This window comes from Mesorhizobium sp. INR15 (assembly GCF_015500075.1).
In the GTDB taxonomy this organism is placed as follows: domain Bacteria; phylum Pseudomonadota; class Alphaproteobacteria; order Rhizobiales; family Rhizobiaceae; genus Mesorhizobium.
On record NZ_CP045496.1, the window covers coordinates 3,754,056 to 3,780,068 of the forward strand.

The following is a 26,013-nucleotide window of genomic DNA, read 5'->3' on the forward strand; positions in this document are numbered from 1 at the left end:
AGGCGGTTAGCCCCTGATGCCCTTACTATTTCAGCTGAAAGTGGCCGCATGCGTTAAGTGAGGTTAAGTTTTGTTGCGCAATCTTGTTTTCATCTTGGCGCTCCCAAGAGGGAAATGCTGATCAAATTCGGCGCTCTTTCTTGATGGACCGAGGCTTTGGGTGCCGCATCCGCACAGTCCCATTTTCCCGCTGACACAAAAGGCATTCCGGCCAGCCAAGCCTGATCGTGCCGTGGTCCTATCGTTTTGTTTGGCCATCGGATTCCGCCAAAACCGGTTTCCACTTTCAGCTGTGATGTTCTAGACCTGAGGCGCACCTTTTCGGGAATGGTGGGAGGCGCTGGTGGAAGGTCAGGACGAACGGACGGCCGGCGCCAAGGCCGCTGACGATATCCACGCCGATATCTATGGCGAGGATGGCGCTGTCCTTGCGTCGTTTCTGGCCCAGATCGGTGCGGCGATCGCCGATCGCGATACGCTGACGCTGAAGCGCGAAGTCGACGATCTGCACCAGTCGGAACTGGGCGATCTGCTCGAAGCGCTTCACCCCGAACAGCGCCGTGCGCTGGTCGAACTCCTGGGCGCCGACTTCGATTTCTCTTCGCTGACCGAGGTCGACGAAGCGATCCGCATGGAGATCGTCGACAACCTGCCCAATGCGCAGATTGCGCAGGCGGTGCAGGAACTTGATTCCGACGACGCCGTCTACATCCTCGAGGATCTCGACGAGGAGGATCAGGACGAGATCCTGTCGCAACTGCCGTTCACCGAGCGGATCCGGCTGCGCCGGTCCCTGGATTATCCGGAAGAGACGGCCGGGCGCCGCATGCAGACGGAGTTCGTGGCGGTGCCGCCGTTCTGGACCATCGGCCAGACCATCGACTACATGCGCGAGGACAAGAACCTTCCTGAGCGCTTCAGCCAGATCTTCGTCATCGATCCGACCTTCAAGCTGCTTGGCGCCATCGATCTTGATCAGATCCTGCGCGCCAAGCGCGCGGTCAAGGTCGAGGAGGTCATGCACGAGACGCGGCATGCCATTCCGGCCACCATGGACCAGGAAGAGGCGGCGCGCGATTTCGAGCAATACGATCTGCTCTCGGCCGCCGTCGTCGACGAGAACGAGCGGCTGGTCGGCGTGCTGACCATCGACGACGTGGTCGACGTCATCCAGCAGGAAGCCGAGGAAGATCTGATGCGCATGGGCGGTGTCGGTGACGAAGAGCTCTCCGACAGCATCCTTTCCACCTCGCGCTCGCGCGTGCCATGGCTGCTGATCAATCTTCTGACGGCCTTCCTGGCCGCATCGGTGATCAGCCTGTTCGACCGCACGATCGAGCATATCGTGGCGCTGGCGGTGCTGATGCCGATCGTGGCCGGCATGGGCGGCAACGCGGGCTCGCAGACCATGACCGTCACGGTGCGGGCGTTGGCGACCAAGGATATCGACATCTACAATGCCAGCCGCATCATTCGCCGCGAAATGGGGGTGGGCTTCATCAACGGCATCATCTTCGCCGTCCTGATCGGCATCGTCGCGGCGGCCTGGTTCCGCGACCCCAATCTGGGCGGCATCATTGCCGCGGCGATGATCATCAACATGTTCGTGGCGGCCCTGGCCGGCATCCTGATCCCGCTGTTGCTCGACCGGTTCAAGATCGATCCGGCCGTGGCTTCAGCGGTGTTCGTCACCACGGTCACCGATGTCGTCGGCTTCTTTGCCTTTCTCGGCCTCGCGACATGGTGGTTCGCCGTGCCTTGACCGGCTCCGGTTCGTTGATCGCAGTGGCAAGACACCTCAATTGACTTTTACGTAAATGCCGTGCGACGCTCGGCTGGGGTTCAATGCCGATTCCGGCATTGGATGGGTTTTGGCCGGACGGAAGGGCGATGCCGCAGAATGTGGCACGCCGACGCTCAGGCATTGGGAGTGGCTATGCGGGAATACTATTCGATCACAGAGCTGACCCGCGAATTCGACGTGTCGACGCGGACGCTGCGCTTCTATGAGGATGAGGGGCTGGTGCAGCCGGTGCGGCGCGGCCGCACGCGGCTGTTTCGCCCATCGGATCGGCACCTCATTCGCCAGATCATGCGCGGAAAAAGGCTCGGCTTCTCGATCAACGAGATCCGCGAAATCATCCAGATGTACAAGGCGCCGCCCGGCGAGGTCGGCCAACTCAACCTGATGATCAAGCGGATCGAGGAAAAGCGCGAGGATCTCAGGCAGAAGCGCCGGGACCTTGAGGAGACCTTGGCCGAGCTCGATCAGGCCGAAGAGTCCTGCGTCGAGCGGCTGGTGGAGCTCGGCGTCAACACCTAGCGTTACAGGGCAGAGCTGCCTAAATCCAGCGCCGCACCCGTTTGGCATAGTCGCGGTATTTCTTGCCGAATTTCGCCGTCAGGATTTTTTCCTCGCCCTCGATCGTGACTTTTTGCGTGGCGAAGGCGGCGATGAACGCCATCAGCAGGAACCAGGCAATGCCGGAGACGAAGGCAACGCCGATCAGCATCAGCGTCAGGGCCAGATAGATCGGGTTGCGGGTGATGCCGAACGGGCCCGATGTAACCAGATGGTCGGGCACGGCGGTTGGGCTCAGCGTGGTTTTTGCGCGCATCATGGCGCGGATCGCGGTGAACCAGAGCGCTGCCGCGCCAAACAGCGCCACCCAGCCGGCGGCGAACAGGATGTCGCCCAGAAGGTCGCCGATCCATGGCAGCGGGACGTAGAGGCCAAGCAGGATGCTGATGAGGATGGCGGCGGCATAGATCACCGGCGGCCACGGTATGATCCCAAGCTTCGGCTGGCTGTCGGTCATTGCTGCCCTCCCTCCGTCATCTTGCTCTCGGTCTTGGCGGTGCAGGCGCCGGCGAGGTCGGACAGATGCGCCTTCCATGCCGGACTCTGGTCACCCTTGTAGAGCTTATCAAGCGTGGCTTCGCCCTCAAGCGTGTCGAGCATGCAGACACAGTAGCTCGAACAGAATTCCGTGTCGCGCGACTGTTCGCACGACATCTGGCAGGTTTTGAGGAATTGCACCTGCGGGGTTTCGACCCGGGCCGGCATGACTTGCGAGAACAGCCACACGCAGCCGATCATCAAGGGCTGGTGGATCAGGTAGAAGGCCAGGCTGTGTCGGCCGATGAAGACGAGCGGGTTTGCCCATCGGCCCGGCGCCAAATTCGCCAATCGCGCCAGCACACCGGCACCGGAGGCAAGTTTCGCCGTGGCGATGCCGAGAAGCACGGCGCCAAACCACGGAAACAGCGGAACGTAATCGTTGGAGCGCGGATTGATTGCCGACAGTCCGACCCACCAGAGCGCCGGGTGGTCGAAGGAATCAAACCGCAGATAGACGGGAGCGGCGATGACCAATGCCGCCGCCAACAGCGTCAGCAGCGCCGGCAACCGCAGGAATGCCAGGCCGAGCAGGCTGGCCAGCGCAATCTCATGCAGGATGCCGAAGAAGATGAAACCGTCCGGCGTGGCGATGCGGGTGGCGATCGATATCGCGATCGCTGCTCCGGCGACCATGGCGAAACGTTTCAAGAAGCCGTTCCAGCGGATTTGCCTGTTGTGGGCGAGGAACAGGCTGACGCCGACCAGGAACAGGAAGGTCGAGGCGATGCAACGCGCATAAATCTTCCACAAGCCGAAGGCCGTCAGGCCCGGATCGGTATAGCCGAAGAACTCGAGATCCCAGGTGAAGTGGTAGCTCGCCATGGCAAGCAGGGCGATGCCGCGCAGCACGTCGATGGCGACGATGCGTTTGGGCTGCACAGTGTCAGGGGCGGTCTGGATGCTCATGGTCTCGCAATCTGATTCAGGCTTTGCAGGATTGCTATCACGGTTGCCCCGCACAAAAGAAGCAGGCCGGGCAAGGCTGTGGTGCCGATGCCGTGATGAGGGTCGCCGCCTGGCTTCCTCTCCGCCTCCGACGATTGCTGCACGGCCGCTTTAGGCCAGTGCGGGAAAGCCTTTGGCCGGCTTCGCTTTTTGCCGGGAAGGCGTCGGTTTCCTGTTACCGGCGCCAATACCGCCACGGCAGATTTCAACCGACGATTCTGCTTTGGGGAGAGCGATGTCCACCCATGTGCGCCATCCGATCTGGCTCCCGGCCCTGCGGCCGGCGGATGCCCGCACCTTTGCCTCGCTCTATGCGGTCGAATCCTTTGCCCGCGCCACGGTGTCGAGCGTCATTCCGATCCAGGCCTATGAAATCCTCCACAACGAGCAGATCGTCTCGATCCTCTACACCATCGTGGCGATGCTCGGCCTGTCGGTCACGCTGTTCATGCCGATGCTGATCCGGCGATTTGCCCGGCGCTGGGTCTATACCGCAGGCGCATGCCTGCTCGCCATCGGTTCGCTGTTCTTCGTTACCCATACGCTTGCCGGGCAACTGGCCGGCATGCTCTGCCGCGTCATGGGCGCCAGCGCCTTGTCGATCACGCTCAACCTCTACATCATGGACCACATCCGCAAGACCGACTTCATGCAAGCCGAATCGCTGCGCATGGCCTGGTCGATGTTCGCCTGGACGGGCGGGCCGACGCTCGGCATCTTTCTCTACACACGCTTCGGCATCTATGCCGCGCATGGCGCGGTCGCGGTCTTCGCCATGATCCTGCTGGCGCTGTTCTGGTTCTACCGGCTCAGCGACAACCAGTCGATCCGGCCAGGCAAGACACGGCCCGCCAATCCGCTCGCCAATATTGGCCGCTTCATCAGCCAACCAAGGCTACGGCTGGCCTGGCTGATTGCCTTCGGCCGGTCCTGTTTCTGGACGACGTTCTTCGTCTACGGACCGCTGTTCATGGTCATTACCGGTGAGGGCAAGCTCGCCGGTGGCCTGCTGGTTTCCGCCGGCAATGCGCTGCTGTTCATGGCGATCTTCTGGGGCAAGGCCGGACAGCGTTTTGGTGGCCGCCGCACCATGACATTTGCCTATTTCGCCATGTCGATCGCGCTGCTGGCCGCCGGCTTCGTCGGCGAGAGCGTGCCGCTGCTCACCGGCGCCTTCCTGCTGTGCGGCGCCTTTTTCACCATCGCGCTTGACGCGCTCGGCTCAACCGCCTTCATGCGCTCGGTACGCTCCTACGAGCGCGCGCAGATGGCGGCGGTCTATCGCACCTATCTCGACTTTTCCGAACTGACACCGCCGCTGGTCTATTCGGTGGTGCTGGCGTTCTTCGGGTTGGGCTCGGTCTTCGCCACGCTTGGCATCCTGGCGGCGATCTGCGGTTTTGTGACCTGGCGCTATCTGCCCAAGTCGCTTTAAGGCCTTACAGTGCTGCCTGATGGCGATCGCGCACCCAGTTGTGGAAGCGATGCAGGTCGTATTCCTCGGGCATCAGTACGCCTGCCTGATGGCGCATCGAGCGCAGGCCTTTCTGGTTGACCTCGCAGATAGCGGCATCCTCCTCCAGCACCTGCGTGCCGAAGGTGATGATGTTGTCGATGTCGGTCGCGGCAAGCGCGTCCGGCGCGAACAGCCACTCGGCGGTCAGCTCGGTCTGTTCGGGGCCGAGCGGCACCAGCCGCACTGACCTGACATAGTCGACATGGCCAACGATGAACATTGACGGCAGGCTGGTAGCGTAGGTCTGGCCGGCGGCGTGCTCGGCGGGCGTCAGCCCGGCAAAGACCGGGCCATGCGCCTGGCCATCGCTCGACCAGGTTTGCGCCCCGTCGCGCAGGCCGCCGGAAAACTCCGGCGCGTCGTTGTCGGCGTGGCGCGCCCATTCGGGATCATCGTGACGGCCCATCAAGCCACGGCCATAGATCGGCACCAGCCGCGACAGGTCCTTGTGGACGCCCGGGCAATGCAGGCACTCGTTGAAGTTTTCCCAGAAGATCTTCCAGTTGCAGTTCATCACCTTGCGCAGCACGTGGCCGCTGACCAGCGTTTCGAGCGGCCAGTTGCAGAGATCGCCGGAGGCGGGGTCAAAAGCGGCTTGCGCCGAACCGGCTGCGTCTTCAGCGAGATTGACGAAGACAAAGCCGCGCCACACCGACAGCGCCACCCGATACAGCGGATGATCGGCCTTGTCGAAACCGTCGGGAAGCGATTTCGACGGCACGCGCACGAGGTCCCCGCGCAGCGAATAGGACCAGGCGTGGTAAGGACAGGTGATCAACCGTGCCTTCAGCCGCCCTTCGCTTTCCTGGCAAAGCTGCGAGCCGCGATGACGGCAGGTGTTGTGGAAGGCGCGCAGCACCCCGGTATCGTCGCGCAGCACGACGACTTCCTGCGTTCCGATGCGGAAAGTGCGGAAAGCCAGCGGCTGGGCAAGGTCGGCCTCGCGGCAGACGAGCAGCCAATCCTTGTACCAGATCGCGTCGAGATCGCGCTGATAATTGTCCGCATCCCAATAGGCCGACGACGGCAGCGTCTGTTCGGCCTTGGTCAGTCCGTTATAGGGGGCGCGCTCGCTGGCTATAGGCTGCAGGACTGGGGGCTGCAGGACTGGGGGCTGCATGGCTGGCTTCCTGTTGGACCTTGACCCGACACCCGGCCATGAAGTTTGTCAATTGCGCTGTGGGCGGCGGTTTTCGCCATGGCGCATTCGCGCTGTTACCCGGCGGAATTTGGTTTGCCGGGCGCGGCGAATTTCCCTATAGTCGCGCTGTCGTCGGTTCCGTTTGGAGCCAAGAGGGAATGCGGTGCGGGCAAAGTTTTTGCTCAATGCCGTGGCTGCCCCCGCAACTGTGTGCGGTAGTCCTCTCCATATGCCACTGAGGATTTTTCTTCGGGAAGGTGGAGAAGGGCGCTAATCCGTGAGCCAGGAGACCTGCCGGCGACGGTGAAGTTGACTTACAGGCCCTCGGGTGGAGGGCGAAAGGACAAAGATGAATACCGCTTCCGTTTCCCTCGGCACCTCCGTCTCTTCGCAGTCGCGTTTCATGCAGCTGGCGCTTTCCGCGCTGCTCGGCATTTTCGTCATCGGCTTTGTCGGTTTCTCGCACATCGATGCCGTTCACAATGCCGGTCATGACAATCGCCATTCAATGGCGTTTCCCTGCCACTGACGAGGATTTGACATCATGAACCTGTTTCGTAACGTCGTGTTCATCGCGGCGATCGCCGGGCTTGTGGCTGGCGTCGTTCTCGCCTGCATGCAGGCTTTTGCTACTGATCCGCTGATCCTGCAGGCGGAAGTTTTTGAAAAGGCCGGCGGCCACGAGCACGTCCATGCCGTGGCTCCCGCAGAAAACGCCGCAGGCACCAATGCCGCCGCCAGCACCACCGAACCCGCCGCCAGCACCATGAGCATGGCGCCGGCCGCGGCATCTGCCGCCGAGCACGAAGATGAAGGATGGGAGCCGGCTGACGGTTTTGAGCGCCATGCCTTTAGTGCGCTTTTCAATGTCGCCACCGGTATTGGTTTCGCCCTGATCCTGGTCGCGGTTTCCGAATTCGCCGGCGGCATCGGCAACTGGCGCCAAGGCGTGTTCTCGGGTCTTGCCGGCTTTGCCGTGTTCACGTTGGCGCCGGGCCTCGGCCTGCAACCCGAACTGCCGGCGATGCCGGCGGCCGAGTTGCTCCCGCGCCAGATATGGTGGACTGCAACAGCAGTGGCGACGGCGATCGGGCTTGGCCTGATTGCGTTCCGCAAGTCGCTGCCTCTGGCCATCCTTGCCGTCTTGCTGATCGTCGCACCGCACATCGTTGGTGCGCCGCAGCCCGACAGCTTCGAGACGCCGATCCCGGAAGGCCTGCACCACCAGTTCGTGGTGGCGGTGACGCTGACCAATCTGGTGTTCTGGCTGGTGCTTGGCGCTGTTGTCGGCGTCGTACGCGGACGCTTCACCGGCGCTGCGACCAGCCTGCGCGACAGCTTTGCCTGAAAACAAGCTGACCTTCATCATTGGCGGGGCGCGCTCCGGCAAGAGCGCGCATGCCGAAACCCTGGTGACGGCTCAGCCGGCGCCATGGACCTATATCGCGACGGCCGAAGCCTATGATGATGAGATGCGCGAGCGCATCGCGCTGCACCGCTCGCGCCGAGGCGAGGGCTGGGCGACCACCGACGCGCCGCTCGATCTTGCCGGCGCTCTCGATGCCTTGCCGGACAATCAGCCGCTGCTGCTCGACTGCCTGACCCTGTGGCTTACCAACCACATGCTGGCCGAACATGATCTCGAAGGGGAATGCCGGCGACTGACCGATGTGCTGTCGCGGCCACGCGGGCCGTGGTTCGTGGTTTCCAATGAGGTCGGGCAAGGCATCGTGCCGGACAATGCATTGGCAAGGCGCTTCCGCGATGCCGCGGGCCGGCTCAACCAGCAGGTCGCGGCGGTTGCCAGCACGGTGCTGCTGATGGTGGCAGGGCTGCCGCTCAAGGTGAAATGAGATGACCGATATCGAAAACAAGATCATCGACGAGAAGGACGAGGAGCGCCACCGCGCCAAGATGGCCAAGCGCAAGGCCGTGCAGGATGCCGAGGTTGCCGGGAAGACCGTCGAGAAAGGGCTGCTGATCGTCAACACTGGCCCAGGCAAGGGCAAGACCACCGCCGCCTTTGGGCTGGCGCTCCGCATGCTCGGCTACGGCAAGCGTGTCGGCGTCGTCCAGTTCATCAAGGGCAAGTGGCATACCGGCGAGAAGGATGCCTTCGCCGCCTTTGGCGACCGCGTGATCTGGCATGCGATGGGTGAGGGCTTCACCTGGGAAACACAGGATCTGAAGCGCGACATTGCCGCCGCCGAAGCGGCCTGGGCAAAGGTGCTGGAGCTCATGGCCGATCCGTCGATCAGCCTGCTGGTGCTCGACGAGCTGAACATCGCGCTGCGTTATGACTATCTCGATCTCGACAAGGTGGTCGCCGCCCTGAAAGCCCGGCGCGAGGGCCTGCATGTCGTCGTCACCGGCCGCAACGCCAAGCCAGCCTTGATCGAGGCCGCCGATCTGGTCACCGAGATGGGTGTCACCAAGCATCATTTCTCGGCGGGTGTTAAGGCGCAGCAAGGCATCGAGTTCTGACGCCGAAGGCTTATGCCACGATAACAATAACTGAAATCACGCCGAACAGGCCAATCAGGAGGAAGTCGGCGGCCCGGTAGAGTTTCAGGGCTTGCCGGATGTCGATGCTGTCGACCTCGCGGCGGCCGCCTTCGCCCATGAACACGTCGTCGACCATGACGCCGCCATAGCTGCGCGGGCCGGCGAGCGCCAGGCCGAGCGCGCCGGCCATAGCCGCTTCCGGCCAGCCGGCATTTGGGGACCGATGTTTCCTGGCATCGCGCCAGATCGCTTGCCAGGCGGATTTCGGGTCGGCGCCTTTGACGAGGAATGCAGCCGCCACGATCAGCAATGCCGTCAGCCGCGATGCCGGCAGGTTGATGAGGTCGTCGAAACGCGCTGCTGCCCAGCCGAACGCTTCGTGGCGCGGGGTGCGGTGGCCGATCATCGAATCGGCGGTGTTGGCGGCCTTGTAGGCGACGCCGCCGGCAAGGCCGCCAATGCCGGTCCAGAAAGCGGGGGCGACAATGCCGTCGGAAAAGTTCTCGGCCAGGCTTTCGATGGCCGCGCGGCTAACGCCCGCGGTGTCAAGCTTTTCAGGATCGCGGCCAACGATGCGCGAGACGGCGAGACGGCCCATGGTGAGGCCACCGGTGTCGAGTGCGTCGGCGACGGCTTCGACATGTTCGTACAGGCTTTTCTGCGACAGCAGCGAACTTGCCAGGATGGCCGTGATGATCAAGCCGGAAGGGATGAACCACAGCAGGGCTTGCAGCGCGAAGGCGATTGCCGCCGGAAGCAGAACGATGACCAGAAGCGCCAGGACGCCACGTTGACGACGCAGCGCGTCGGAATCAGTGGCGCGGTTGAGCGTGCGGTCGAGAAAGGATATCAGCCTGCCGAACCACGTCACGGGATGGCCGATGGCACGGAAGAGCCCGTCCGGGTAGCCCAGAGCGAATTCGACGACCAATGAAAGAAAGGCGATCAGGACTGACATGAAGCTTCTTGCTGGAGCGACGGCGGCGGTGGACCATGGCGGGAGTCTTGGTCGGGCGAGGGCGCTTTTCCCTCGGGCGCCGCAGCCTTTCGTCGATCTCTCGACCGGGATCAACCCGCACTCCTACCCGCTTTTCGAGTTGCCCGCCACCGCGCTGTCGCGGTTGCCCGAGGCTGCGCGTGCCCACGAACTGGCGGAAGTGGCGGCGCATGCCTATGGCGCGCCTTCACCGGCCAATGTGGTGTCGGCGCCCGGCACGCAGATCCTTTTGCCGCGCGTCGCTTCGCTGATCGCCCCCGGCAAGGCGCTGGTGCTGGGGCCAACCTATGCCGAACACGCACGCGCGGCGGCGATCGCCGGCCACGCTGTGTCAGAGGTTGATGATTTCGAGGCCCTGGCGGACGCCGACCTTGCCATCGTCGTCAATCCCAACAATCCGGACGGCCGCGTCGTGGCGCGCGAAAAATTGCTTTATATGGCCGAAAGGTTGCGCGCCAAAGGCGGCTTGCTGGTCGTTGACGAGGCTTTCATGGATGTCGGGCCGCGCCGGGAAAGCCTGACCGGCGATGTCGGGCAAGGCGGTATCGTCGTGCTGCGCTCCTTTGGCAAGTTTTTCGGCCTGGCCGGCCTGCGGCTCGGTTTTGCCTTGTCCGATGCTCGGACGGTCGAACGGCTGGAAACACAATTCGGGCCCTGGGCGGTCGCGGGCCCGGCGCTGGAATACGGTATCCGCGCGCTTGCCGACATCGCTTGGCAAGATGAGATGCGGGCATCGTTGTCGGCGGCAGCGGCACGGCTCGATGCGCTGCTTGCCCGGTCCGACGTTGCCGTCGCGGGCGGCACCACACTCTATCGCTATCTCCATCTGCCCGATGCCGGCGGCCTGTTTGCCGCGCTGGGTGAGCGCGGCATCCTGCTTCGCCATTTCGCTGACCGGCCGCATGTGCTGCGCGCCGGACTGCCGGGTATCGAGGAGGAATGGCAGCGGCTGCAATCGGCTCTTGCCGAATGGGCTGTACGGCGCGACGATCAGGCAAAGGAAGCTATGTGATGATCCATGTCTGCTCACTGGCGAAGATGCCGGAAACCGTGGCGAAGACCGGGGCCGAGCGGCTGTTGTCGCTGCTCGCAGCCGGCACCGAGGTTGTCCGCCCGGCTTCCATCACCAGGGAAAATCATCTCCACCTCGTCATGCACGACATTGCGATAGCGCAGGACGGCATGACCATGCCGGGTGAGGCGCATGTCCGCAATCTGCTCGATTTTGCCCGGCGATGGGATCGCGCGAAACCGCTGGTGGTGCATTGCTACGCCGGCATCAGCCGCTCGACGGCGTCGGCCTATATTATCGCGGCGGCGCTGGCGCCGAAGCGCGACGAGGCCGAACTGGCGCAGACATTGCGGGCGCTGTCGCCGTCGGCAACCCCCAATCCGCGACTGATCGCGGTGGCCGACATGCTGCTCGACCGCAAGGGCCGCATGGTCGAGGCGATCGAAGCGATCGGGCGCGGCGCGGATGCCTTCGAGGGCAAACCCTTCGTGTTGAAAATCTAGCTGTTTACGCCAGCCACTCCGCCAGCTTCGCCTTGCGCACGTCCCTGAGCAAGGTGATGAACCCGTCGGCCTGATGCTCTGCCGTCTGGCGGCCTTTTTCAGCGGTGGCGATGCTGGCGTCGCCAACCACTCCGTTGGGATTGAGGTCACTGGCGATCCAGGCAAAGGCATGGGTGCCGGTGTGGCGCAGCAGCGCGAATTCCTGTTCGGCGCGGGCGACCTTGGACACAAAATTGTCGGCCTTGCTCATATCGACGAGATCGGGCCGGAAATGCAGCATCAGCGATGTCTCGACATCGCCGCCATGGATGCCGTGGCGGTCTTCGAGTTCGGTGTACATGCCGGCCGGCCGGCCAAAGCGTTGCCAGCTCGTCTTTACCGCCAGCATTTTTTCGCGCACGCGCAACTCGCGCGTGACGATGCCCATGATCTCTTCGTTGCCGCCATGCGAGTTGATGACGATCAACTTGCGTATGCCGGCCCGCGCGATCGACAGGCCAAGTTCTGTCCAGGCCTCGATCAGGGTTGGCGCCGGCAGGGTGAGGGTTCCCGGCGCATGGAGGTGTTCGTTCGATTTGCCGACGGCCTGGACAGGCAGGATGCGGATGTCGAGATCATCAGGCAGGCGCGCGATCATGGTGTCGAGCATGCCATTCATGATCGAAGTGTCGGTCGAGACGGGCAGATGCGGACCATGCTGTTCGATCGCCGCCACCGGCAGTACGGCGATCGTCGCCTCCGGATCGATCGAGGCGTATTCGGTGGTCCGGTAGTCGCCCCACCAGACGCGCTTCTTCGCAACAGTCATGTCATGCCTCTTTGCTGGACGGGTCAGACCTAGCGCGGCAAAGCCTGCCTGTCGATCCGGCCCCTGGCCATGGCTTCAGGCGTTCGTCGCCTGGAAAGCCAATTTCGCGGCTTTGCGCCCGTCAAACCGACCAATCCTCACCCCGCCGCCAGCACTTCCACCTCGACCTTGAATTCCGGCCGGGCGAATCCGGAGACAATCACAAGCGTCGAGGCCGGTGCGGGGTCGGAGAACAGCCGGTTGCGGACGTCCATATAGGCTTGCAGATAGGCACGGTCGGAGACGAAGGCATTGATGCGCACGATATCCGTCAACCCCAATCCGGCTTCACCGAGAATGGCGGCGACGTTGGCAAAGCAAAGCTCCGTCTGTGCGCCGGCATCTTCCGGAACAAAATCGTCGGGCCGGATGCCAAGCTGGCCGGAACACAAAACCAGCCGTTTTCCGGGCGGCACTTCGACGCCGTGGCTGTAACGGGCGAAAGGAGGCTTGATCGACTTTGGCTTGAGAAATTTGAACACGGCAATCTCCTGTTTGCCAGCAGCCTAAGACCGTATGTGGGGGCCTTCAAGATACGGTGCATGTCATCGGGGCGATTATGGACAGAGGTTCAAAAAGTAGGCACGATGCTTTTTTTGCAGCATGACCTTCCGGGCCGCGCGCACGAATGGTGCGCAAGCGGGACGGACCTGGCGCAAGACGCCGGTGGCATGTGTCTTGCTTCCTAGGCCAATGGTGTCGAGCCCGGCGCGTGACGTGCCGGAGCAAACAGAGGGTGGTGTCGATGTACGGAAAACAGAAGATTTCGGTGGGCGTGATTGCACTGCTCGCGGCCAGCACGCTGGGAGCGGCGGCCAATGAAAAGGTCACCTTTGGCACCAACTGGCTGGCCGAGCCGGAACATGGCGGATATTACCAGGCGATGACGGACGGCACATATGCCGCCTGCGGCCTTGACGTGACCATCATGCAGGGCGGCCCGCAGGTCAGCGGAAGGCCGCTGCTGCTTGCCGGCAAGATCGATTTTTACATGGGCGGCAATCTGCTCTCGGCCTTCGATGCCGTGCAGCAAGGTATTCCGATGCGGGTGGTGGCCGCGGATTTCCAGAAGGATCCGCAAGTGATCATGTCCCAGCCTGGCAACGGCCTGGACAAATGGGAGGATCTGAAGAACGCTGACCAGTATATCCTGGGCGACGAAGGCGCGCAGACTTTCTTCCTATGGATGGTGACCGAGCTTGGCTTCGATGCGGCCAAGCGGGTGCCCTACACGTTCAACTCGGCGCCCTTCATCGCCAACAAGAAGTCGATCCAGCAGGGCTACGTCACATCAGAGCCATTCGCCGTCAAGAAAGAAGGCGGCTTCGTGCCGAACCAGTTCCTGCTCGCCGACTATGGCTGGGACACCTACTCGACGACAGTCGAGGTCATGCAGGACACGATCGACAAGAAGCCGGAGGTGGTGCAGTGCTTCGTCGATGGCTCGGCCAAGGGTTGGTACAATTATCTGTACGGCGACAACAAGGCCGCCAACGAGCTGATCAAGAAAGACAATCCCGATATGACGGATGAGCAAATCGCCTTCTCGATCGAACAGATGAAGAAGTTCGGTCTTGCCGATTCCGGCGACACGGAAAAGCTCGGCATCGGCGCCATGACCGATGCGCGCATCCAGAGCTTCTACGACAAGATGGTCAAGGCCAAGGTCACGCCGGCCGGGATCGACATCAAGAAGGCCTACACGCTTGCCTTCGTCAACAAAGGCGTCGGGATCGAACTGAAGAAATAGGCCGGTCTGCATGATGCAGGAGAACGTGGCGCAGGCGCCGGCAGCGTTGGGCAAGGCCCCCGAGCTGCTGGCGCTGCGCGGGGTCGGCAAGGTCTTTTCCAACGGTGTGACGGCGCTGAGCGACGTTGACCTGACGATCGGGGAGGGTGATTTTGTCAGCCTGCTCGGGCCGTCCGGCTGCGGCAAGTCGACAGCCTTGCGGCTGATCGCCGGCCTGTCGATGCCGACTTCCGGTGCGCTGGACTGGCGTGGTGGCGGGTCCTTCGACCGTTCGAATATCGGCTTCGTCTTCCAGGAGCCGACGCTGCTGCCCTGGGCCAGTGTCTTTGACAATGTCTGGCTGCCGCTGCGGCTGAAGGGCGTTTCACGCGCCAAGGCAGCGCCGGCGGTGATGCAGATGCTGGAGCGTGTGCACCTCGACCGTTTCGCCGATGCCGTGCCGCGCGAACTCTCGGGCGGCATGAAAATGCGCGTCTCGATCGCGCGCGCCATGGTGACAAAGCCGCGCGTGCTGCTGATGGACGAGCCGTTCGCCGCACTCGACGAAATCACCCGCTTCAAGCTCAACAACGACCTGCTGGAGCTGTGGCAGGACGAGCGCTTTACCGTCGTCTTCGTCACCCACAGTGTGTTTGAAAGCGTCTTTCTCTCCAACCGCATCGTTGTCATGGCGGCCCGTCCGGGCCGGGTGTTCGACGAGCTTGCCGTAGACGCGGCCTATCCGCGCGACGAGGCCTTCCGCACCTCGCCTGACTATGCCGCGCTTTGCCGGCAAACGTCGGACGTGCTGGTCAACGCCATCAATTCAACAGCGGGCTCGCATCATGACGGCCATTGAGGGCGCGTTGAAACTCGACCCCGAGGAGGCGCGCCGCGTGCGCCAGGAGCGGCTTGAGCGCATCGGCCGCTGGGTGCTGCCACTGGCGATCATGATCCTGGCGATCTGGTTCTGGGACCGCATCTGCGTCTGGAACGAGATTCCGAAATACATCCTGCCGCGTCCGGGCGTGGTCTTGCAGACGCTGCATGACGATGCCGGGCTGCTGTTTTCCTCACTGCTGGTCACGTTGCGGATCACCTTTCTCAGTCTGCTTCTGGCGGTGGTCGGCGGCGTCGGGCTGGCGGTGCTGTTCGCGCAGTCGAAGTGGGTGGAGATGTCGTTCTTCCCCTTCGCCATCGTGCTGCAGGTGACGCCGATCGTGGCGATCTTTCCGCTGATCAACATCTATGTCGACAACCAGACGGCCAAGCTTCTGCTCTGTGCATGGATCGTCGCCTTCTTTCCGATCCTGTCCAACACCACCCTTGGCCTCAATTCCGTCGACCGCAACCTGCGCGACATGTTCAAGCTCAATGGTGCGACGCGCTGGCAGCAATTGCGCTATCTCAGGCTGCCGGCAGCGATGCCCTATTTCCTTGGCGGGCTGAAGATCGCCGGCGGCTTGTCGCTGATCGGCGCGGTTGTCGCCGAGTTCGTTGCCGGCGCCACCGGCCAGTCATCAGGCCTTGCCTCGCGCATCATCGAGGCGGGCTACCGGCTCAACGCACCACGGCTGTTCGCGGCGCTATTCCTGATCTCGCTCACCGGCATCCTGATCTTTCTGGTGCTGTCGCTGATTTCCCACCTCATCCTCCGGCGCTGGCATGAAAGCGCGCTGAAGCAGGAGCGATGATGGTGTTGCATTTCGCAGGCGGTCGGTGCCTCTCACTTATCCTGAAGTCAGCGCTGCCCCTCACCCTCACCCTCTCCCCGTATAGAGACGGGGAGAGGGGGGCGTCAGCGTTGGAGCTTTACCCTTCTCCCCGTCTCTATACGGGGAGAAGGTGCCGGCAGGCGGATGAGGGGCAGCGATGACTTTGGAGATGATTCCTCAAGCTGGGCAATTCGTACTGACAGCTGTTCGCGTCCACGGGTCGGTCACGCCGGGGCTCGCTGCAACCTTCGACGCAGATGGTTTTGCGCTCGCTGATATTTCTGTCGCTGGCGGCAAAATCGCAGGCATCAGCGCGCATCGCCTATCGCATATGCCGGCTGATGCCATAGATCTCGCCGGCCGCATCGTGCTGCCCTGTTTCGTCGACTGCCACACGCATATCGACAAGGGCCATATCTGGGCACGAAAACCCAACCCGGACGGTTCCTTCATGGGGGCGTTGAATGCCACCGGTGCCGACCGCACGGCGCGCTGGAGCGCCGAGGATGTCGCCCGCCGCATGGATTTCTCGCTGCGCTCGGCCTACGCGCATGGCACCAGCGCACTGCGCACGCATCTCGACAGCGTTGCACCACAGGAGGAGATTTCCTGGCCGGTGTTCGAGGCGATGCGCGAGACATGGCGCGGCCGCATCGACCTGCAGGCCGCCTGCCTGCTCGGCATTGAGGGCGTGCGCGACAAGAAATGGTTCGAGCGGCTGGCCAAGCGGGTCGCGGCCGCCAAGGGGGTGCTTGGCGTCGTCACCTACATGGTGCCGGACCTTGAGGAATTGCTTGACCGTGTCTTCGCGCAAGCGATCAAGCACGGGCTCGATCTCGATTTTCACGCCGACGAGACCGACGATGTCGCGGCGGTCTCGCTGAAGAAGATCGCCGAAGCCGCCTTGTGGAATGGTTTCGAGGGCAACATCCTGGTCGGCCATTGCTGTTCGCTGGCACGCCAACCCGATCTCGACGTGCTCGACACGCTGGACAAGGTGGCGAAGGCTGGGCTGGCGGTCGTATCGCTGCCGATGTGCAATCTCTATCTGCAGGACCGGCGTGCCGACCAGACCACGCCACGCTGGCGCGGCGTGACGCTGCTGCACGAGATGAAGGCGCGGGGCATTCCGGTGGCGGTCGCTTCCGACAACACGCGTGATCCGTTCTATGCCTATGGCGATCTCGACATGCTCGAGGTCTACCGCATGGCGACGCGCATCCTGCATTTTGATCATCCGGTGAGCGATTGGCCGCAAACGGTGACCGCGACTCCGGCAAAGGTGATGCGGCTTGACGGCGTCGGCACGCTTACCGTTGGCGGCGCGGCTGATTTCATCCTGTTCAAAGGTCGAAGCTGGACGGAATTGCTGTCGCGGCCCGAATCGGATCGCATCGTCGTGCGCGGCGGGCGGGCGATCGACCGGCAATTGCCCGACTATGCCGAACTCGACGACCTGATGGTGGAATGATGGATATCGCTACGCTCAAACGCGATCTCGACGGGCTGAAGCTCGACGACAACCCGGCGATCGTCCAGCAGAAGAGCCGTGACTTCTACTGGTACAGCCCGGTGTTGAAGCGGCAGCTGGACCATGTCACCGGCGACCTGATCGTGACGCCCAGGAATGAAGCCGAGGTGATCCGTGTGCTTGCGGCCTGTCATCGGCATGGCGTGCCGGTGACACCGCGCGGCAGCGGCACCGGCAATTACGGGCAGGCAATGCCGCTTTCCGGCGGCGTCGTGCTCAATCTTGCCGAGATGAACGAGATCAGGTCGATCGGGCCTGGCTGCGTGGTGACCGGACCGGGAGCGGTTCTGGCCGAGATCGACAAGGCGACGCGGGCACATTCCGGACAGGAGCTTCGGCTGTCGCCCTCTACCTACAACACCGCATCGATCGGCGGTTTCATCGCCGGCGGTTCAGGCGGCGTCGGCTCGATCAATTTCGGTGGCCTGCGCGATTTTGGCAACGTGCTGCGCTTGCGGGTCGTCACCATGGAGGCCGAGCCGAAGGTGCTCGAATTGACCGGAGAGGACCTGCACAAGGTTACGCATGCCTATGGTACGAACGGCATCATATCAGAGGTCGAGATGCCGCTGACGGCGGCTTACGACTGGGTCGATGTCATTGTCGGCTTCGACGCCTTCATGGATGCGGCGCGCTACGGCAATGCGCTGGCCTGCCAGGATGGCATCCTGACCAAGCTGATCACGCCGATCGCAGCACCCGTGCCGCAGCTCTATTTCAAGCGGCACCAGAAATTTCTCAGGGAAGGGCAGAGCATCTGCGTCGTCATGGTGGCGCGGCATGGGCTCGATGCCTTCCTTGCCTTCACTCGCCGCGCCGGCGGCGAAGTGATCTACAATGCCGCGACGGCATCGGCGGAGGAGAAGAAGGGACTGCCGCCAGCCTATGAGCTGGCGTGGAACCACACCACGTTGCGGGCGCTGCGGGTCGATCCGTCGATTACCTATCTGCAATCGCTCTATCCTTTTCCCAACCAGCTTGCTCTGGTCGAGAAGATGGATGCGATGTTTCCCGGCGAGGTTTTCTCGCATCTCGAATTCGTGCGGCTGGATGGCAACATCACCTGCTTTGGCCTGCCGCTGGTGAAGTTCACCACCGAGGCACGGCTCGACGAGATCGTGCGCCTGCATGAGGAAAACGGCTGTCCGATCTTCAACCCGCACCGCTACACGCTGGAGGAGGGCGGCATGAAGCAGACCGATGCGATACAACTCGCCTTCAAGCGCGAGACCGATCCGCAGGGCCTGCTCAACCCCGGCAAGATGATTGCCTGGGAGAACCCCAACTATGACTATCGTTCGGGCCGGACATTCCTGTTCAAAGGGCTGCAGAAGGCGGGCTGATGAACATCCTGGTTCTCCACGCGCATCCGGTCGAGACCAGCTTCAATGCCGGTCTGCACCGGATGATCGTCGAGCGGCTGACGGTGGCGGGCCATGCGATCGATGATTGTGATCTCTATGCCGAGGATTTCGACCCACGGCTGACGCGCGCCGAACGGCTGGGCTACCACAACATCCGTGGCGCCGATGATGCGGCCGCACCCTATGTCGAGAGGCTGCAGCGGGCCGAGGCGCTGGTGCTGTCCTATCCCGTCTGGAATTTCGGCTATCCGGCAATCCTGAAAGGCTTTTTCGACCGCGTGTTCCTGCCCGGCGTGTCGTTCAAGCTGGTCGACGGCAAGGTGCAGCCGTCGCTGCACAACATCCGCAAGGTCGCGGCGGTCACCACTTATGGCGGCAGCCGGTTTCGGGCCATGCTGATGGGCGACCCGCCGCGCAAGCTGGTCAACCGGCTGCTGCGTGCAACCGTAAAACCAGGCGCGCCGGTGTCCTACCTCGCGCATTATTCGATGAACCTGTCGACGGACGAGACGCGCAAGGCCTTCATGGCCAAGGTCGCGGCCAGAATGGACGCCTTCTGATGCGCGCGCTCGTCGTTTATTGCCATCCGGTGCCAGAGAGCTTCTGCGCTTCCATCCGCGATAGCGCCGTCGAGGTGCTGAAGCGGCGAGGCTGGGAGGTGCGGTTGCTTGACCTCTATGCCGAAAACTTCGATCCCGTCATGGGTTGCGAGGAGCGGCGCACCTACAATGACAGCGCACCGCAGGACCCGGCGCTGAAGCCGCATTTCGAGCTTCTGAACTGGGCCGAAGCGATCCTGTTTGTCTATCCAACCTGGTGGTACGGGTTGCCGGCGATGCTGAAAGGCTGGCTCGACCGGGTGTGGGCGACCGACGTCGCCTTCAAGCTGCCAGCGGGCAAGGGGCGGATCACCTCGCTGATGACGCATGTGACCAGGATCGGTGTGATCACCACCTGTGGCGCGCCGACATGGTGGAGCGTCGTTGTCGGCCAGCCCGGACGCAAGACCATCCTGCGCGGCATGCGGGCGCTATGCGCCACGCGCTGCAAGACATTCTTCCTGGCGCACTATCTGATGGATGCCTCGACGCCGCAAACACGGGCGGCATTTCTGGCGAAGGTGAAGGCGAAGCTCGAGCGGTTTTGAGTAGCGCTACATCTTCACCCGTTCGGACTTCGGATCATACATCGGCTTCAGCGAGGCCTCGGCGGCGAAGCGTTCGCCGGCAATCTCGATCTCATAGGCAGAAGCCAGTACATCCGCCTCGCTCTCGCCCTTGCACGGCAAGTAGCCCAAGCCGACGGCACCACCAAGAAAATGGCCGTAATTGCCCGAAGTGATCGGTCCGACTATCTTGCCGTCGCGCAGGATCGCCTCGTTGTGGAAGAGCAGAGGCTGCGGGTCCTTGAGCCGGAACTGGACCAGCCGCCGGTCCAGGCCGGCCTCCTTCTTCTTCAACACCGCGTCGCGGCCAAGGAAATCGCCCTTGGCGGTCTTTACCGCGAAGCCAAGGCCAGCTTCAAGCACATGGTCCTCGTCGGTGATGTCGTGGCCGAAATGGCGGAAGGCCTTTTCGATGCGGCAAGAATCCAGCGTGTGCAGGCCGCAGAGCTTCAGGCCGACATCGGCACCGGCCTCTTCGATCGCTTCGAACACATGCGCCGCCTGGTCGGTCGAGACATAGAGTTCCCAGCCGAGTTCGCCGACATAGGTGACGCGGTGGGCGCGGGCTAGGCCCATGCCGATCTCGATTTCCTGAAACGTTCCGAATGGATTGGCTTCATTGGAGAAGTCGTTGGGGCTCACCTTCTGGATCAGCTTTCGCGCATCCGGCCCCATCAGGCACAGCACGCTTTCCGCCGCCGTCACGTCGGTGATGACGACGAACTCGTCGGCGAGATGTTTTCTGAGCCACGCCAGGTCACGCTGCAGCGTCGCACCCGGCACGACAAGGAAGAACGCGGTCTCCGACAGGCGCGACACGGTGAGGTCGCTCTCGATACCGCCTCGGGCGTTGAGCATCTGGGTGTAGACGATCTTGCCCGGCGCCACGTCCATGTCGTTGGCGCAGAGCTTTTGCAGGAAGGCACAGGCGTCTCGGCCCTCGACGCGGATCTTGCCGAACGAGGTCATGTCGAACAGGCCGACATTGTTGCGCACGGCCAGATGTTCCTCGCGCTGGTTGTCAAACCAGTTCTGCCGCTTCCAGGAATAGCGGTATTCACGCTCCTGGCCTTCACGGGCAAACCAGTTGGCGCGCTCCCAGCCGGCGACTTCGCCGAACACGGCGCCGCGTGCCTTCAGATGTTCGTGCAGCGGCGAACGGCGCACGTTGCGTGATGTTGCCATCTGGCGGTAGGGGAAATGATCGGCATAGAGCAGGCCGAGCGTTTCGGAGACGCGCTCCTTGAGATAGCGGCGATTCTTCTGGAACGGCTGGGCGCGGCGGATATCGACTTCCCAGAGGTCGAAGGGTGCTTCGCCGTCGTTCATCCACTGCGCCAGTGCCATGCCGGCCCCGCCGGAAGAGACGATGCCGATGGAGTTGTAGCCCGTCGCCATCCAGTAGCCCCGGAGTTCCGGCGCCTCGCCGAGATAGTAGCGATCGTCCGGAGTAAAACTCTCTGGCCCGTTGAAGAATGTGTGGATGCCGGCACTGCCCAGCATCGGCATGCGGTTGACGCCCATTTCGAGGATCGGTTCGAAATGCTCGAAATCCTCGGGCAACTGGTCGAAGCAGAAATCCTCGCGGATGCCGTCCATGCCCCATGGTTTCGCCACCGGCTCGAAGGCGCCGAGCATCATCTTGCCGGCATCTTCCTTGTAGTAGGCGCACTCGTCGGGAACGCGCAGCACCGGCAGGCGGGTGAGGCCGGGGATTGGCTCGGTGACGAGATAGAAATGTTCGCAGGCATGCAGCGGGATGGTGACGCCGTTCTGGGCGCCGAGTTCGCGCGCCCACATGCCGGCGCAGTTGACGACGATGTCGGCCTCGATCGTGCCTTGCTCCTCGCCTTGCGCCCAGGACACGCCGGCCACGCGGCCATCCTTGGTGTGAACCTTGGTGACTTTCACATTCTCAATGATGGTGGCGCCGCGCTGGCGTGCGCCCTTGGCCAGCGCCATGGCGATGTTGGCCGGGTCGCACTGGCCATCGAGCGGCAGATGCACGGCGCCGACGACATCGGAGACATTGAGATGCGGGTACATCTGCTTGACTTCACTTGGCGAAATCTCGCGCACATCGACGTCGAAGGCGCGGGCCAGCGACGCCTGCCGGTAGATCTCGTGCTTGCGCTCCTCGGTCAGCGCGACGGTGATGGAGCCAACCTGGCGCATGCCGGTGCCGACCTCGGTCTCGGCCTCCAGCTTGACGTAGAGGTCGGCGGAATATTTCGCCAGCCGGGTCATGTTCTGCGAACCGCGCAACTGGCCGATCAGGCCGGCGGCGTGCCAGGTCGTACCAGAGGTCAGCTGCTTGCGCTCAAGCAGCACGATGTCGGTCCAGCCGAGCTTGGCCAGATGATAGGCGACCGAGCAGCCGGAGACGCCGCCGCCGATGATGACGGCCCTCGCTTTGGCAGGGATGGCTTTGGCGGTCATGCCGCCTCGCGGCGATAGGCGGAAACGAAACGGCGCAACCGAAGTGCCGCTTCCTGCAGTACGGGTTCCGGCTGGCAAAGGCTGATGCGGATATGGCCGGCGGCGGCTTCGCCGAAGCTGGAGCCGGGCATGACGCCGACCTTCTCGTTGTCGAGGAAGGCCCAAGCGAATTTTTCATCGTCCGGCTCGATGGCGCTGACGTCGAGCATGACATACATGCCGCCTTCCGAACCGCGTATGACGACATCGTTCATGCTGCGCACGGCCTCGATGAAGATGGTCCGTCGCGCGGCATAGCGTTCGGCGATCTCCCGCACGCCATAGCGGTTTTCCAGCGCCTCGGCGCAAGCGATCGAGATGAAGGCGGGCAAGCCGTAGGTCGTTACCAGATTGAGGTTGATCAGCAGTGAAATCATCTCGGCCGGGCCGGTCAGCCAGCCCATGCGCCAGCCGGTCATGCCGTGGCTTTTGGACATCGAGTTGATGACCAGCGTGCGCTCAGCCATGCCGGGCAGGGAACGCGGCGAGATGTGCTCGCCGCCGCCAAGCGTCCAGTAAACCTCGTCGGACAAAAGCCACAGATCATGCTCCCGGCAAAGCTTGGCCAGTTCTTCCAGATGCTCCTTTGAATAGACCGCGCCTGTCGGATTGTTGGGCGTGTTGATGAGAATGGCACGTGTGTTGGGCCGAAGTGCCGCGCGGATCATATCCGCCCGAGGTTGGAAACCACCTTCCGCCGGCGTCTCGACAACCGTGAATGTCGCACCGGCGGCGCTGAACGTGTTGGGGTAGGTGGCGTAATAGGGCGCGACCACAACGGCGTGGTCGCCCTGATCGAGCACGGCTTGCACGGCGGCATAGAGTGCTGCCTGCCCGCCAGGCGTGGCGATCACCTGGTCCGGTGTCGTTTCGACGCCTGTGCAGGCGCTTGAGGCCACCGCCATGGCGTTGCGCAGGCGCGGCAAACCCTGCAGCGGCGTGTAGTGATGGTTGCTGCCGCGAACCGCCGCCACGCAGGCTTCGATCGTTTGCGAAGGCGTGTCGAAGTCATGATCGCCGACCGACAGCATGATGATGTCCTCACCGGCCTCCCTGCGAGCCCAGGCGGCGGTGTGGACTTCCCAGCCATCCTTGCCCGAAGGCACGATGCCGGAAATGCGCGATGATGGTCTTGGCATTAGCTTCTCAGCCTCTCGTTTTTCGGATCCCACAGGGGCTCGTCTGTCTGCACGATCGCCTTGAAGCGGTCGCCGAAGATTTCGACCTCGATGGCGGTGCCTGGCTCTGCCAGGTCGGCGCGCAGCATGCCGAGCGCGATCGACTTGTCGATGCGATGGCCCCAGCCGCCTGATGTCGTCTCGCCGACGATCTGGCCGTCATGCCACAGCGTCGACACGGAAGGTGCGTCGCAATCGCCTGGGTTTTCGATCACCAGCGTGACGAAGCGCTTCTTCACGCCTTGCTGCTTCTCGTTCTGAAGGGCGGCCTTGCCACGGAAGTCCGGCTTGTCCCATCTGACGAAACGCTCGAGCCCGCCTTGCAAGATTGAGTAATCGGTCGACAGGTCGCCCTTCCAGGTGCGATAGCCTTTTTCCAACCGAAGCGAATCCAGCGCGTACATGCCGAACGGCTTCAGGCCGTGCTTCTGTCCTGCCGCCCAGACCGCGTCGAAAACGGCTGATGTGTCGTCGACCCTGGTGTGGATTTCCCAGCCGAGCTCGCCGGCGAAGGACACGCGCACCAGCTTGGCCCAGCGGCCGGCGATCCTTGTTTCCTGGTGCGTCAGCCAAGACATTGAAAGGTCGGCTTCGCAGACATCGGCGAGGATTTTTCGCGCGTTGGGGCCGGCCAGGATCTGGGTGGAGAATTCCTCGGTCCGGTCGATCAGCTTGAAGGCCGCGTCCTTGGGCATGTGCGATTTCAGCCATTCGAAATCATGCCATTGCGCCACCGATGCCGTGATCAGCGTCATCAGGTCCTCATCGTGACGCACGACCGACATTTCCGTGACGATGCGGCCCTTGTCGTCGGAAAAATAAACGAGGCCGATACGGCCGGGCTTCGGCACCAGACCGGTCACTTGCCGGCTCAGCCATTCGGCGGCACCCGGGCCGTCGAGATTGAAGCGCGAGAAACCTGGCAGGTCGAGAATGCCGGCGGCGTCGCGCACCGCCAGGCATTCTTCCCGCACGCGATGCTGCCAGGGGCCGTCACGGCGGAAGGTCAACGTGGCTTCTTCCGAGATGTCATCGCCATCTTGCGCGTACCAGGTGGCGCGCTCCCAGCCATTGTAGGCGTCGAACCGGCCGCCGAGCGCCTTGATACGGTCGTGGATCGGCGACAATTTTCTGTCACGGCCTTCCGGCCAGGCATGGCGGGGGAACTGGATGGCGTATTCGTTGCCGTAGATCTCCTTGCCCTTGGCGACGCAGTAGTCCGGTGCCGAGGCAAAGGATGTGAAGCGACGCGGATCGCACGACCACATGTCCCACTCGGTCTGGCCTTGCGTGATCCATTCGGCCAGCACCTTGCCGGCGCCGCCACCCTGGGCGATGCCAAAGGTGAAGACGCAGGCCTCGAAAGCGTTGGGCACGCCAGGCATCGGGCCGATCAACGGGTTGCCATCGGGCGTGTAGGGTATCGGGCCGTTGATGACCTTGGACAGGCCGGCGGTGCCAAGGATCGGCACGCGGGCCACGGCGTCGGCCAGATAATGCTCGAGCCGGTCGAGATCGTCGGGGAACAGCTGGAAGGAGAAGTCGTCCGGCATCGGATCGTTATGGCTTGCCCAATGCGCGCGGCAATTGCGCTCATAAGGGCCGAGGTTCATGCCGTTCTTCTCCTGGCGCAGATAGTAGGACGTGTCGACGTCGCGCAGCAGCGGCAGTTTCTGGCCTTGTTCCTTCGACCATGCCGCGAGTTCAGGGATTTCCTCGAACAGGATGTATTGGTGGCTCATCACCATCATCGGCACGTCACGGCCGAACATCTTGCCGACTTCGGCGGCGCGGTAGCCGGCGGCGTTGACGACGATCTCGCAGCGGATTTCGCCTTGCGGGGTCTCCACCACCCATTCATCGTTCTCGCGGCGCACGCCTGACACCGGGCAGAAGCGGATTATCTTCGCGCCCATGTCGCGCGCGCCCTTGGCCAGCGCCTGGGTCAGCTGTGCCGGATCGATATCGCCGTCGCTCGGGTCATAGAGCGCGCCTTTCAGGTCATGCGTCTCGATGAAGGGGTAACGGCGCTTGATCTCGTCGACACCGACCACGTCGATGTCCATGCCCTGGTAGCGGCCCATGCCCTTGGCGCGCTGGAACTCCTGCATGCGCTCCACCGAGTGAGCGAGCCGCAGCGATCCGGTGACGTGGTAGTTCATGGGATAGTCGACGGCGTCGGCGAGGCCGCGATAGAGTTCGGTCGAGTAGCGCTGCATGTTCATCAGCGACCAGGACGAGGAGAAGGTCGGCACGTTGCCGGCCGCGTGCCAGGTCGAGCCTGAGGTCAGCTCGTTCTTTTCCAGGAGCACGCAATCGGTCCAGCCAGCCTTCGCCAGATGATAGAGCGAGGAGGCGCCGACGGCGCCGCCTCCGATGATCACCACGCGCGCCGTGGTCGGCAAACCGGCCATGTTCTTCTCCCAACCTCAAGCGCGTTGCGCTTTCATTTTTCGTGATGCTGGTCGTGATCCCAAAACCGCTT

Annotated in this window: 25 protein-coding genes and 1 riboswitch; of the genes, 16 read left to right on the forward strand and 9 right to left on the reverse strand. The window is 62.8% G+C overall.

Annotated features, from left to right (window positions below; translation table 11 throughout):
• Positions 1-343: 343 nt before the first annotated feature.
• Both mgtE and GA829_RS18320 read left to right on the forward strand, forming a co-directional pair.
• Complete coding sequence (gene mgtE / locus GA829_RS18315) at positions 344-1,762, forward strand: magnesium transporter (protein ID WP_195174107.1); 1,419 nt, start codon at positions 344-346, stop codon at positions 1,760-1,762.
• 174 nt (positions 1,763-1,936) lie between these two features.
• Positions 1,937-2,323: a MerR family transcriptional regulator gene (locus tag GA829_RS18320; RefSeq protein WP_195174108.1), complete on the forward strand. Its 387-nt coding sequence runs from the start codon at positions 1,937-1,939 to the stop codon at positions 2,321-2,323.
• 19 nt (positions 2,324-2,342) lie between these two features.
• On the opposite strand, the gene GA829_RS18325 is transcribed toward GA829_RS18320, so the two are convergent.
• Positions 2,343-2,819 (reverse strand): methyltransferase family protein, encoded by a 477-nt coding sequence (locus tag GA829_RS18325; protein ID WP_195174109.1) that lies wholly within the window; start codon positions 2,817-2,819, stop codon positions 2,343-2,345.
• Complete coding sequence (locus tag GA829_RS18330) at positions 2,816-3,808, reverse strand: acetyltransferase domain-containing protein (RefSeq protein WP_195174110.1); 993 nt, start codon at positions 3,806-3,808, stop codon at positions 2,816-2,818. The genes GA829_RS18325 and GA829_RS18330 overlap by 4 nt, the downstream gene beginning before the upstream one ends.
• Before the next feature lie 274 nt (positions 3,809-4,082).
• Between GA829_RS18330 and GA829_RS18335 the strand changes: the two genes are divergently transcribed.
• Entirely contained in the window at positions 4,083-5,282 is a 1,200-nt protein-coding gene (locus GA829_RS18335; RefSeq protein ID WP_195174111.1) for an MFS transporter, read from the forward strand.
• 4 nt (positions 5,283-5,286) lie between these two features.
• Here the strand turns inward: GA829_RS18335 and GA829_RS18340 are convergent, their stop codons facing one another.
• Positions 5,287-6,483 carry an aromatic ring-hydroxylating oxygenase subunit alpha gene (locus GA829_RS18340; protein ID WP_258051693.1) on the reverse strand — a complete coding sequence of 399 codons (1,197 nt, stop codon included), beginning with the start codon at positions 6,481-6,483 and terminating at the stop codon, positions 5,287-5,289.
• Between the two features lie 137 nt (positions 6,484-6,620).
• A riboswitch (cobalamin riboswitch) is annotated at positions 6,621-6,817 on the forward strand.
• A 36-nt stretch (positions 6,818-6,853) separates the two neighbouring features.
• Between GA829_RS18340 and GA829_RS18345 the strand changes: the two genes are divergently transcribed.
• The 4 genes from GA829_RS18345 to cobO are packed head-to-tail and all read left to right on the forward strand — an operon-like array spanning position 6,854 to position 8,988.
• Complete coding sequence (locus GA829_RS18345; RefSeq protein ID WP_195174112.1) at positions 6,854-7,033, forward strand: CbtB domain-containing protein; 180 nt, start codon at positions 6,854-6,856, stop codon at positions 7,031-7,033.
• Positions 7,034-7,048: 15 nt separating this feature from the next.
• Positions 7,049-7,852 carry a CbtA family protein gene (locus tag GA829_RS18350; protein ID WP_195174113.1) on the forward strand — a complete coding sequence of 268 codons (804 nt, stop codon included), beginning with the start codon at positions 7,049-7,051 and terminating at the stop codon, positions 7,850-7,852.
• Complete coding sequence (cobU, locus tag GA829_RS18355) at positions 7,845-8,357, forward strand: bifunctional adenosylcobinamide kinase/adenosylcobinamide-phosphate guanylyltransferase (RefSeq protein ID WP_195174114.1); 513 nt, start codon at positions 7,845-7,847, stop codon at positions 8,355-8,357. Before GA829_RS18350 ends, cobU begins: the two co-directional genes overlap by 8 nt.
• Position 8,358: 1 nt before the next feature.
• Entirely contained in the window at positions 8,359-8,988 is a 630-nt protein-coding gene (gene cobO / locus GA829_RS18360) for a cob(I)yrinic acid a,c-diamide adenosyltransferase (protein WP_195174115.1), read from the forward strand.
• Positions 8,989-8,998: 10 nt separating this feature from the next.
• On the opposite strand, the gene cbiB is transcribed toward cobO, so the two are convergent.
• Positions 8,999-9,967 (reverse strand): adenosylcobinamide-phosphate synthase CbiB, encoded by a 969-nt coding sequence (cbiB, locus tag GA829_RS18365; RefSeq protein ID WP_195174116.1) that lies wholly within the window; start codon positions 9,965-9,967, stop codon positions 8,999-9,001.
• On the opposite strand from cbiB, the gene cobD reads away from it, so the two are divergent.
• Complete coding sequence (gene cobD, locus GA829_RS18370; RefSeq protein WP_195174117.1) at positions 9,966-11,018, forward strand: threonine-phosphate decarboxylase CobD; 1,053 nt, start codon at positions 9,966-9,968, stop codon at positions 11,016-11,018. The two genes, cbiB and cobD, sit on opposite strands and share 2 nt — an antisense overlap.
• The gene (locus GA829_RS18375; RefSeq protein ID WP_195174118.1) at positions 11,018-11,521 is read left to right on the forward strand and encodes a tyrosine phosphatase family protein; all 504 of its coding nucleotides are present in this window, start codon (positions 11,018-11,020) and stop codon (positions 11,519-11,521) included. Before cobD ends, GA829_RS18375 begins: the two co-directional genes overlap by 1 nt.
• A 4-nt stretch (positions 11,522-11,525) precedes the next feature.
• Here the strand turns inward: GA829_RS18375 and GA829_RS18380 are convergent, their stop codons facing one another.
• Complete coding sequence (locus GA829_RS18380; protein ID WP_195174119.1) at positions 11,526-12,329, reverse strand: creatininase family protein; 804 nt, start codon at positions 12,327-12,329, stop codon at positions 11,526-11,528.
• A 137-nt stretch (positions 12,330-12,466) separates the two neighbouring features.
• Positions 12,467-12,850: a RidA family protein gene (locus GA829_RS18385; protein WP_195174120.1), complete on the reverse strand. Its 384-nt coding sequence runs from the start codon at positions 12,848-12,850 to the stop codon at positions 12,467-12,469.
• A 263-nt stretch (positions 12,851-13,113) separates the two neighbouring features.
• Between GA829_RS18385 and GA829_RS18390 the strand changes: the two genes are divergently transcribed.
• The 7 genes from GA829_RS18390 (at position 13,114) to GA829_RS18420 (ending at position 19,854) form a co-directional block, all read left to right on the forward strand.
• Positions 13,114-14,118: an ABC transporter substrate-binding protein gene (locus GA829_RS18390; protein ID WP_195174121.1), complete on the forward strand. Its 1,005-nt coding sequence runs from the start codon at positions 13,114-13,116 to the stop codon at positions 14,116-14,118.
• 10 nt (positions 14,119-14,128) lie between these two features.
• Positions 14,129-14,956: an ABC transporter ATP-binding protein gene (locus GA829_RS18395; RefSeq protein WP_195174122.1), complete on the forward strand. Its 828-nt coding sequence runs from the start codon at positions 14,129-14,131 to the stop codon at positions 14,954-14,956.
• Entirely contained in the window at positions 14,943-15,791 is an 849-nt protein-coding gene (locus tag GA829_RS18400) for an ABC transporter permease (protein ID WP_195174123.1), read from the forward strand. The genes GA829_RS18395 and GA829_RS18400 overlap by 14 nt, the downstream gene beginning before the upstream one ends.
• Positions 15,792-15,969: 178 nt before the next feature.
• Entirely contained in the window at positions 15,970-17,283 is a 1,314-nt protein-coding gene (locus tag GA829_RS18405; RefSeq protein ID WP_374940358.1) for a cytosine deaminase, read from the forward strand.
• The gene (locus tag GA829_RS18410; protein WP_195179721.1) at positions 17,283-18,686 is read left to right on the forward strand and encodes an FAD-binding oxidoreductase; all 1,404 of its coding nucleotides are present in this window, start codon (positions 17,283-17,285) and stop codon (positions 18,684-18,686) included. The genes GA829_RS18405 and GA829_RS18410 overlap by 1 nt, the downstream gene beginning before the upstream one ends.
• Complete coding sequence (locus GA829_RS18415) at positions 18,686-19,267, forward strand: NAD(P)H-dependent oxidoreductase (RefSeq protein ID WP_195174124.1); 582 nt, start codon at positions 18,686-18,688, stop codon at positions 19,265-19,267. The genes GA829_RS18410 and GA829_RS18415 overlap by 1 nt, the downstream gene beginning before the upstream one ends.
• Entirely contained in the window at positions 19,267-19,854 is a 588-nt protein-coding gene (locus tag GA829_RS18420; protein WP_195174125.1) for an NAD(P)H-dependent oxidoreductase, read from the forward strand. The genes GA829_RS18415 and GA829_RS18420 overlap by 1 nt, the downstream gene beginning before the upstream one ends.
• Before the next feature lie 6 nt (positions 19,855-19,860).
• Here the strand turns inward: GA829_RS18420 and GA829_RS18425 are convergent, their stop codons facing one another.
• The 3 genes from GA829_RS18425 to GA829_RS18435 are packed head-to-tail and all read right to left on the reverse strand — an operon-like array spanning position 19,861 to position 25,942.
• Entirely contained in the window at positions 19,861-22,311 is a 2,451-nt protein-coding gene (locus GA829_RS18425) for a GcvT family protein (protein WP_195174126.1), read from the reverse strand.
• Complete coding sequence (locus GA829_RS18430) at positions 22,308-23,489, reverse strand: pyridoxal phosphate-dependent aminotransferase (RefSeq protein WP_195174127.1); 1,182 nt, start codon at positions 23,487-23,489, stop codon at positions 22,308-22,310. The genes GA829_RS18425 and GA829_RS18430 overlap by 4 nt, the downstream gene beginning before the upstream one ends.
• A complete protein-coding gene (locus GA829_RS18435; RefSeq protein ID WP_195174128.1) occupies positions 23,489-25,942 on the reverse strand; it encodes a GcvT family protein in 2,454 nt (817 codons plus the stop codon). The genes GA829_RS18430 and GA829_RS18435 overlap by 1 nt, the downstream gene beginning before the upstream one ends.
• Between the last annotated feature and the right edge of the window lie 71 nt (positions 25,943-26,013).

Coding starts and splice junctions, on each gene's coding strand:
- GA829_RS18340 (WP_258051693.1), bottom strand. CDS start 6,483: ATGCAGCCCCCAGTCCTGCAGCCCCCAGTCCTGCAGCCTATAGCCAGC.
- GA829_RS18415 (WP_195174124.1), top strand. CDS start 18,686: ATGAACATCCTGGTTCTCCACGCGCATCCGGTCGAGACCAGCTTCAAT.
- cbiB (WP_195174116.1), bottom strand. CDS start 9,967: ATGTCAGTCCTGATCGCCTTTCTTTCATTGGTCGTCGAATTCGCTCTG.
- GA829_RS18325 (WP_195174109.1), bottom strand. CDS start 2,819: ATGACCGACAGCCAGCCGAAGCTTGGGATCATACCGTGGCCGCCGGTG.
- cobD (WP_195174117.1), top strand. CDS start 9,966: ATGAAGCTTCTTGCTGGAGCGACGGCGGCGGTGGACCATGGCGGGAGT.
- GA829_RS18395 (WP_195174122.1), top strand. CDS start 14,129: ATGATGCAGGAGAACGTGGCGCAGGCGCCGGCAGCGTTGGGCAAGGCC.
- GA829_RS18425 (WP_195174126.1), bottom strand. CDS start 22,311: ATGACCGCCAAAGCCATCCCTGCCAAAGCGAGGGCCGTCATCATCGGC.
- cobO (WP_195174115.1), top strand. CDS start 8,359: ATGACCGATATCGAAAACAAGATCATCGACGAGAAGGACGAGGAGCGC.
- GA829_RS18330 (WP_195174110.1), bottom strand. CDS start 3,808: ATGAGCATCCAGACCGCCCCTGACACTGTGCAGCCCAAACGCATCGTC.
- GA829_RS18380 (WP_195174119.1), bottom strand. CDS start 12,329: ATGACTGTTGCGAAGAAGCGCGTCTGGTGGGGCGACTACCGGACCACC.
- GA829_RS18320 (WP_195174108.1), top strand. CDS start 1,937: ATGCGGGAATACTATTCGATCACAGAGCTGACCCGCGAATTCGACGTG.
- GA829_RS18335 (WP_195174111.1), top strand. CDS start 4,083: ATGTCCACCCATGTGCGCCATCCGATCTGGCTCCCGGCCCTGCGGCCG.
- GA829_RS18430 (WP_195174127.1), bottom strand. CDS start 23,489: ATGCCAAGACCATCATCGCGCATTTCCGGCATCGTGCCTTCGGGCAAG.
- GA829_RS18390 (WP_195174121.1), top strand. CDS start 13,114: ATGTACGGAAAACAGAAGATTTCGGTGGGCGTGATTGCACTGCTCGCG.
- GA829_RS18405 (WP_374940358.1), top strand. CDS start 15,970: ATGACTTTGGAGATGATTCCTCAAGCTGGGCAATTCGTACTGACAGCT.
- GA829_RS18420 (WP_195174125.1), top strand. CDS start 19,267: ATGCGCGCGCTCGTCGTTTATTGCCATCCGGTGCCAGAGAGCTTCTGC.
- GA829_RS18345 (WP_195174112.1), top strand. CDS start 6,854: ATGAATACCGCTTCCGTTTCCCTCGGCACCTCCGTCTCTTCGCAGTCG.
- GA829_RS18435 (WP_195174128.1), bottom strand. CDS start 25,942: ATGGCCGGTTTGCCGACCACGGCGCGCGTGGTGATCATCGGAGGCGGC.
- GA829_RS18375 (WP_195174118.1), top strand. CDS start 11,018: ATGATCCATGTCTGCTCACTGGCGAAGATGCCGGAAACCGTGGCGAAG.
- GA829_RS18400 (WP_195174123.1), top strand. CDS start 14,943: ATGACGGCCATTGAGGGCGCGTTGAAACTCGACCCCGAGGAGGCGCGC.
- GA829_RS18350 (WP_195174113.1), top strand. CDS start 7,049: ATGAACCTGTTTCGTAACGTCGTGTTCATCGCGGCGATCGCCGGGCTT.
- GA829_RS18410 (WP_195179721.1), top strand. CDS start 17,283: ATGGATATCGCTACGCTCAAACGCGATCTCGACGGGCTGAAGCTCGAC.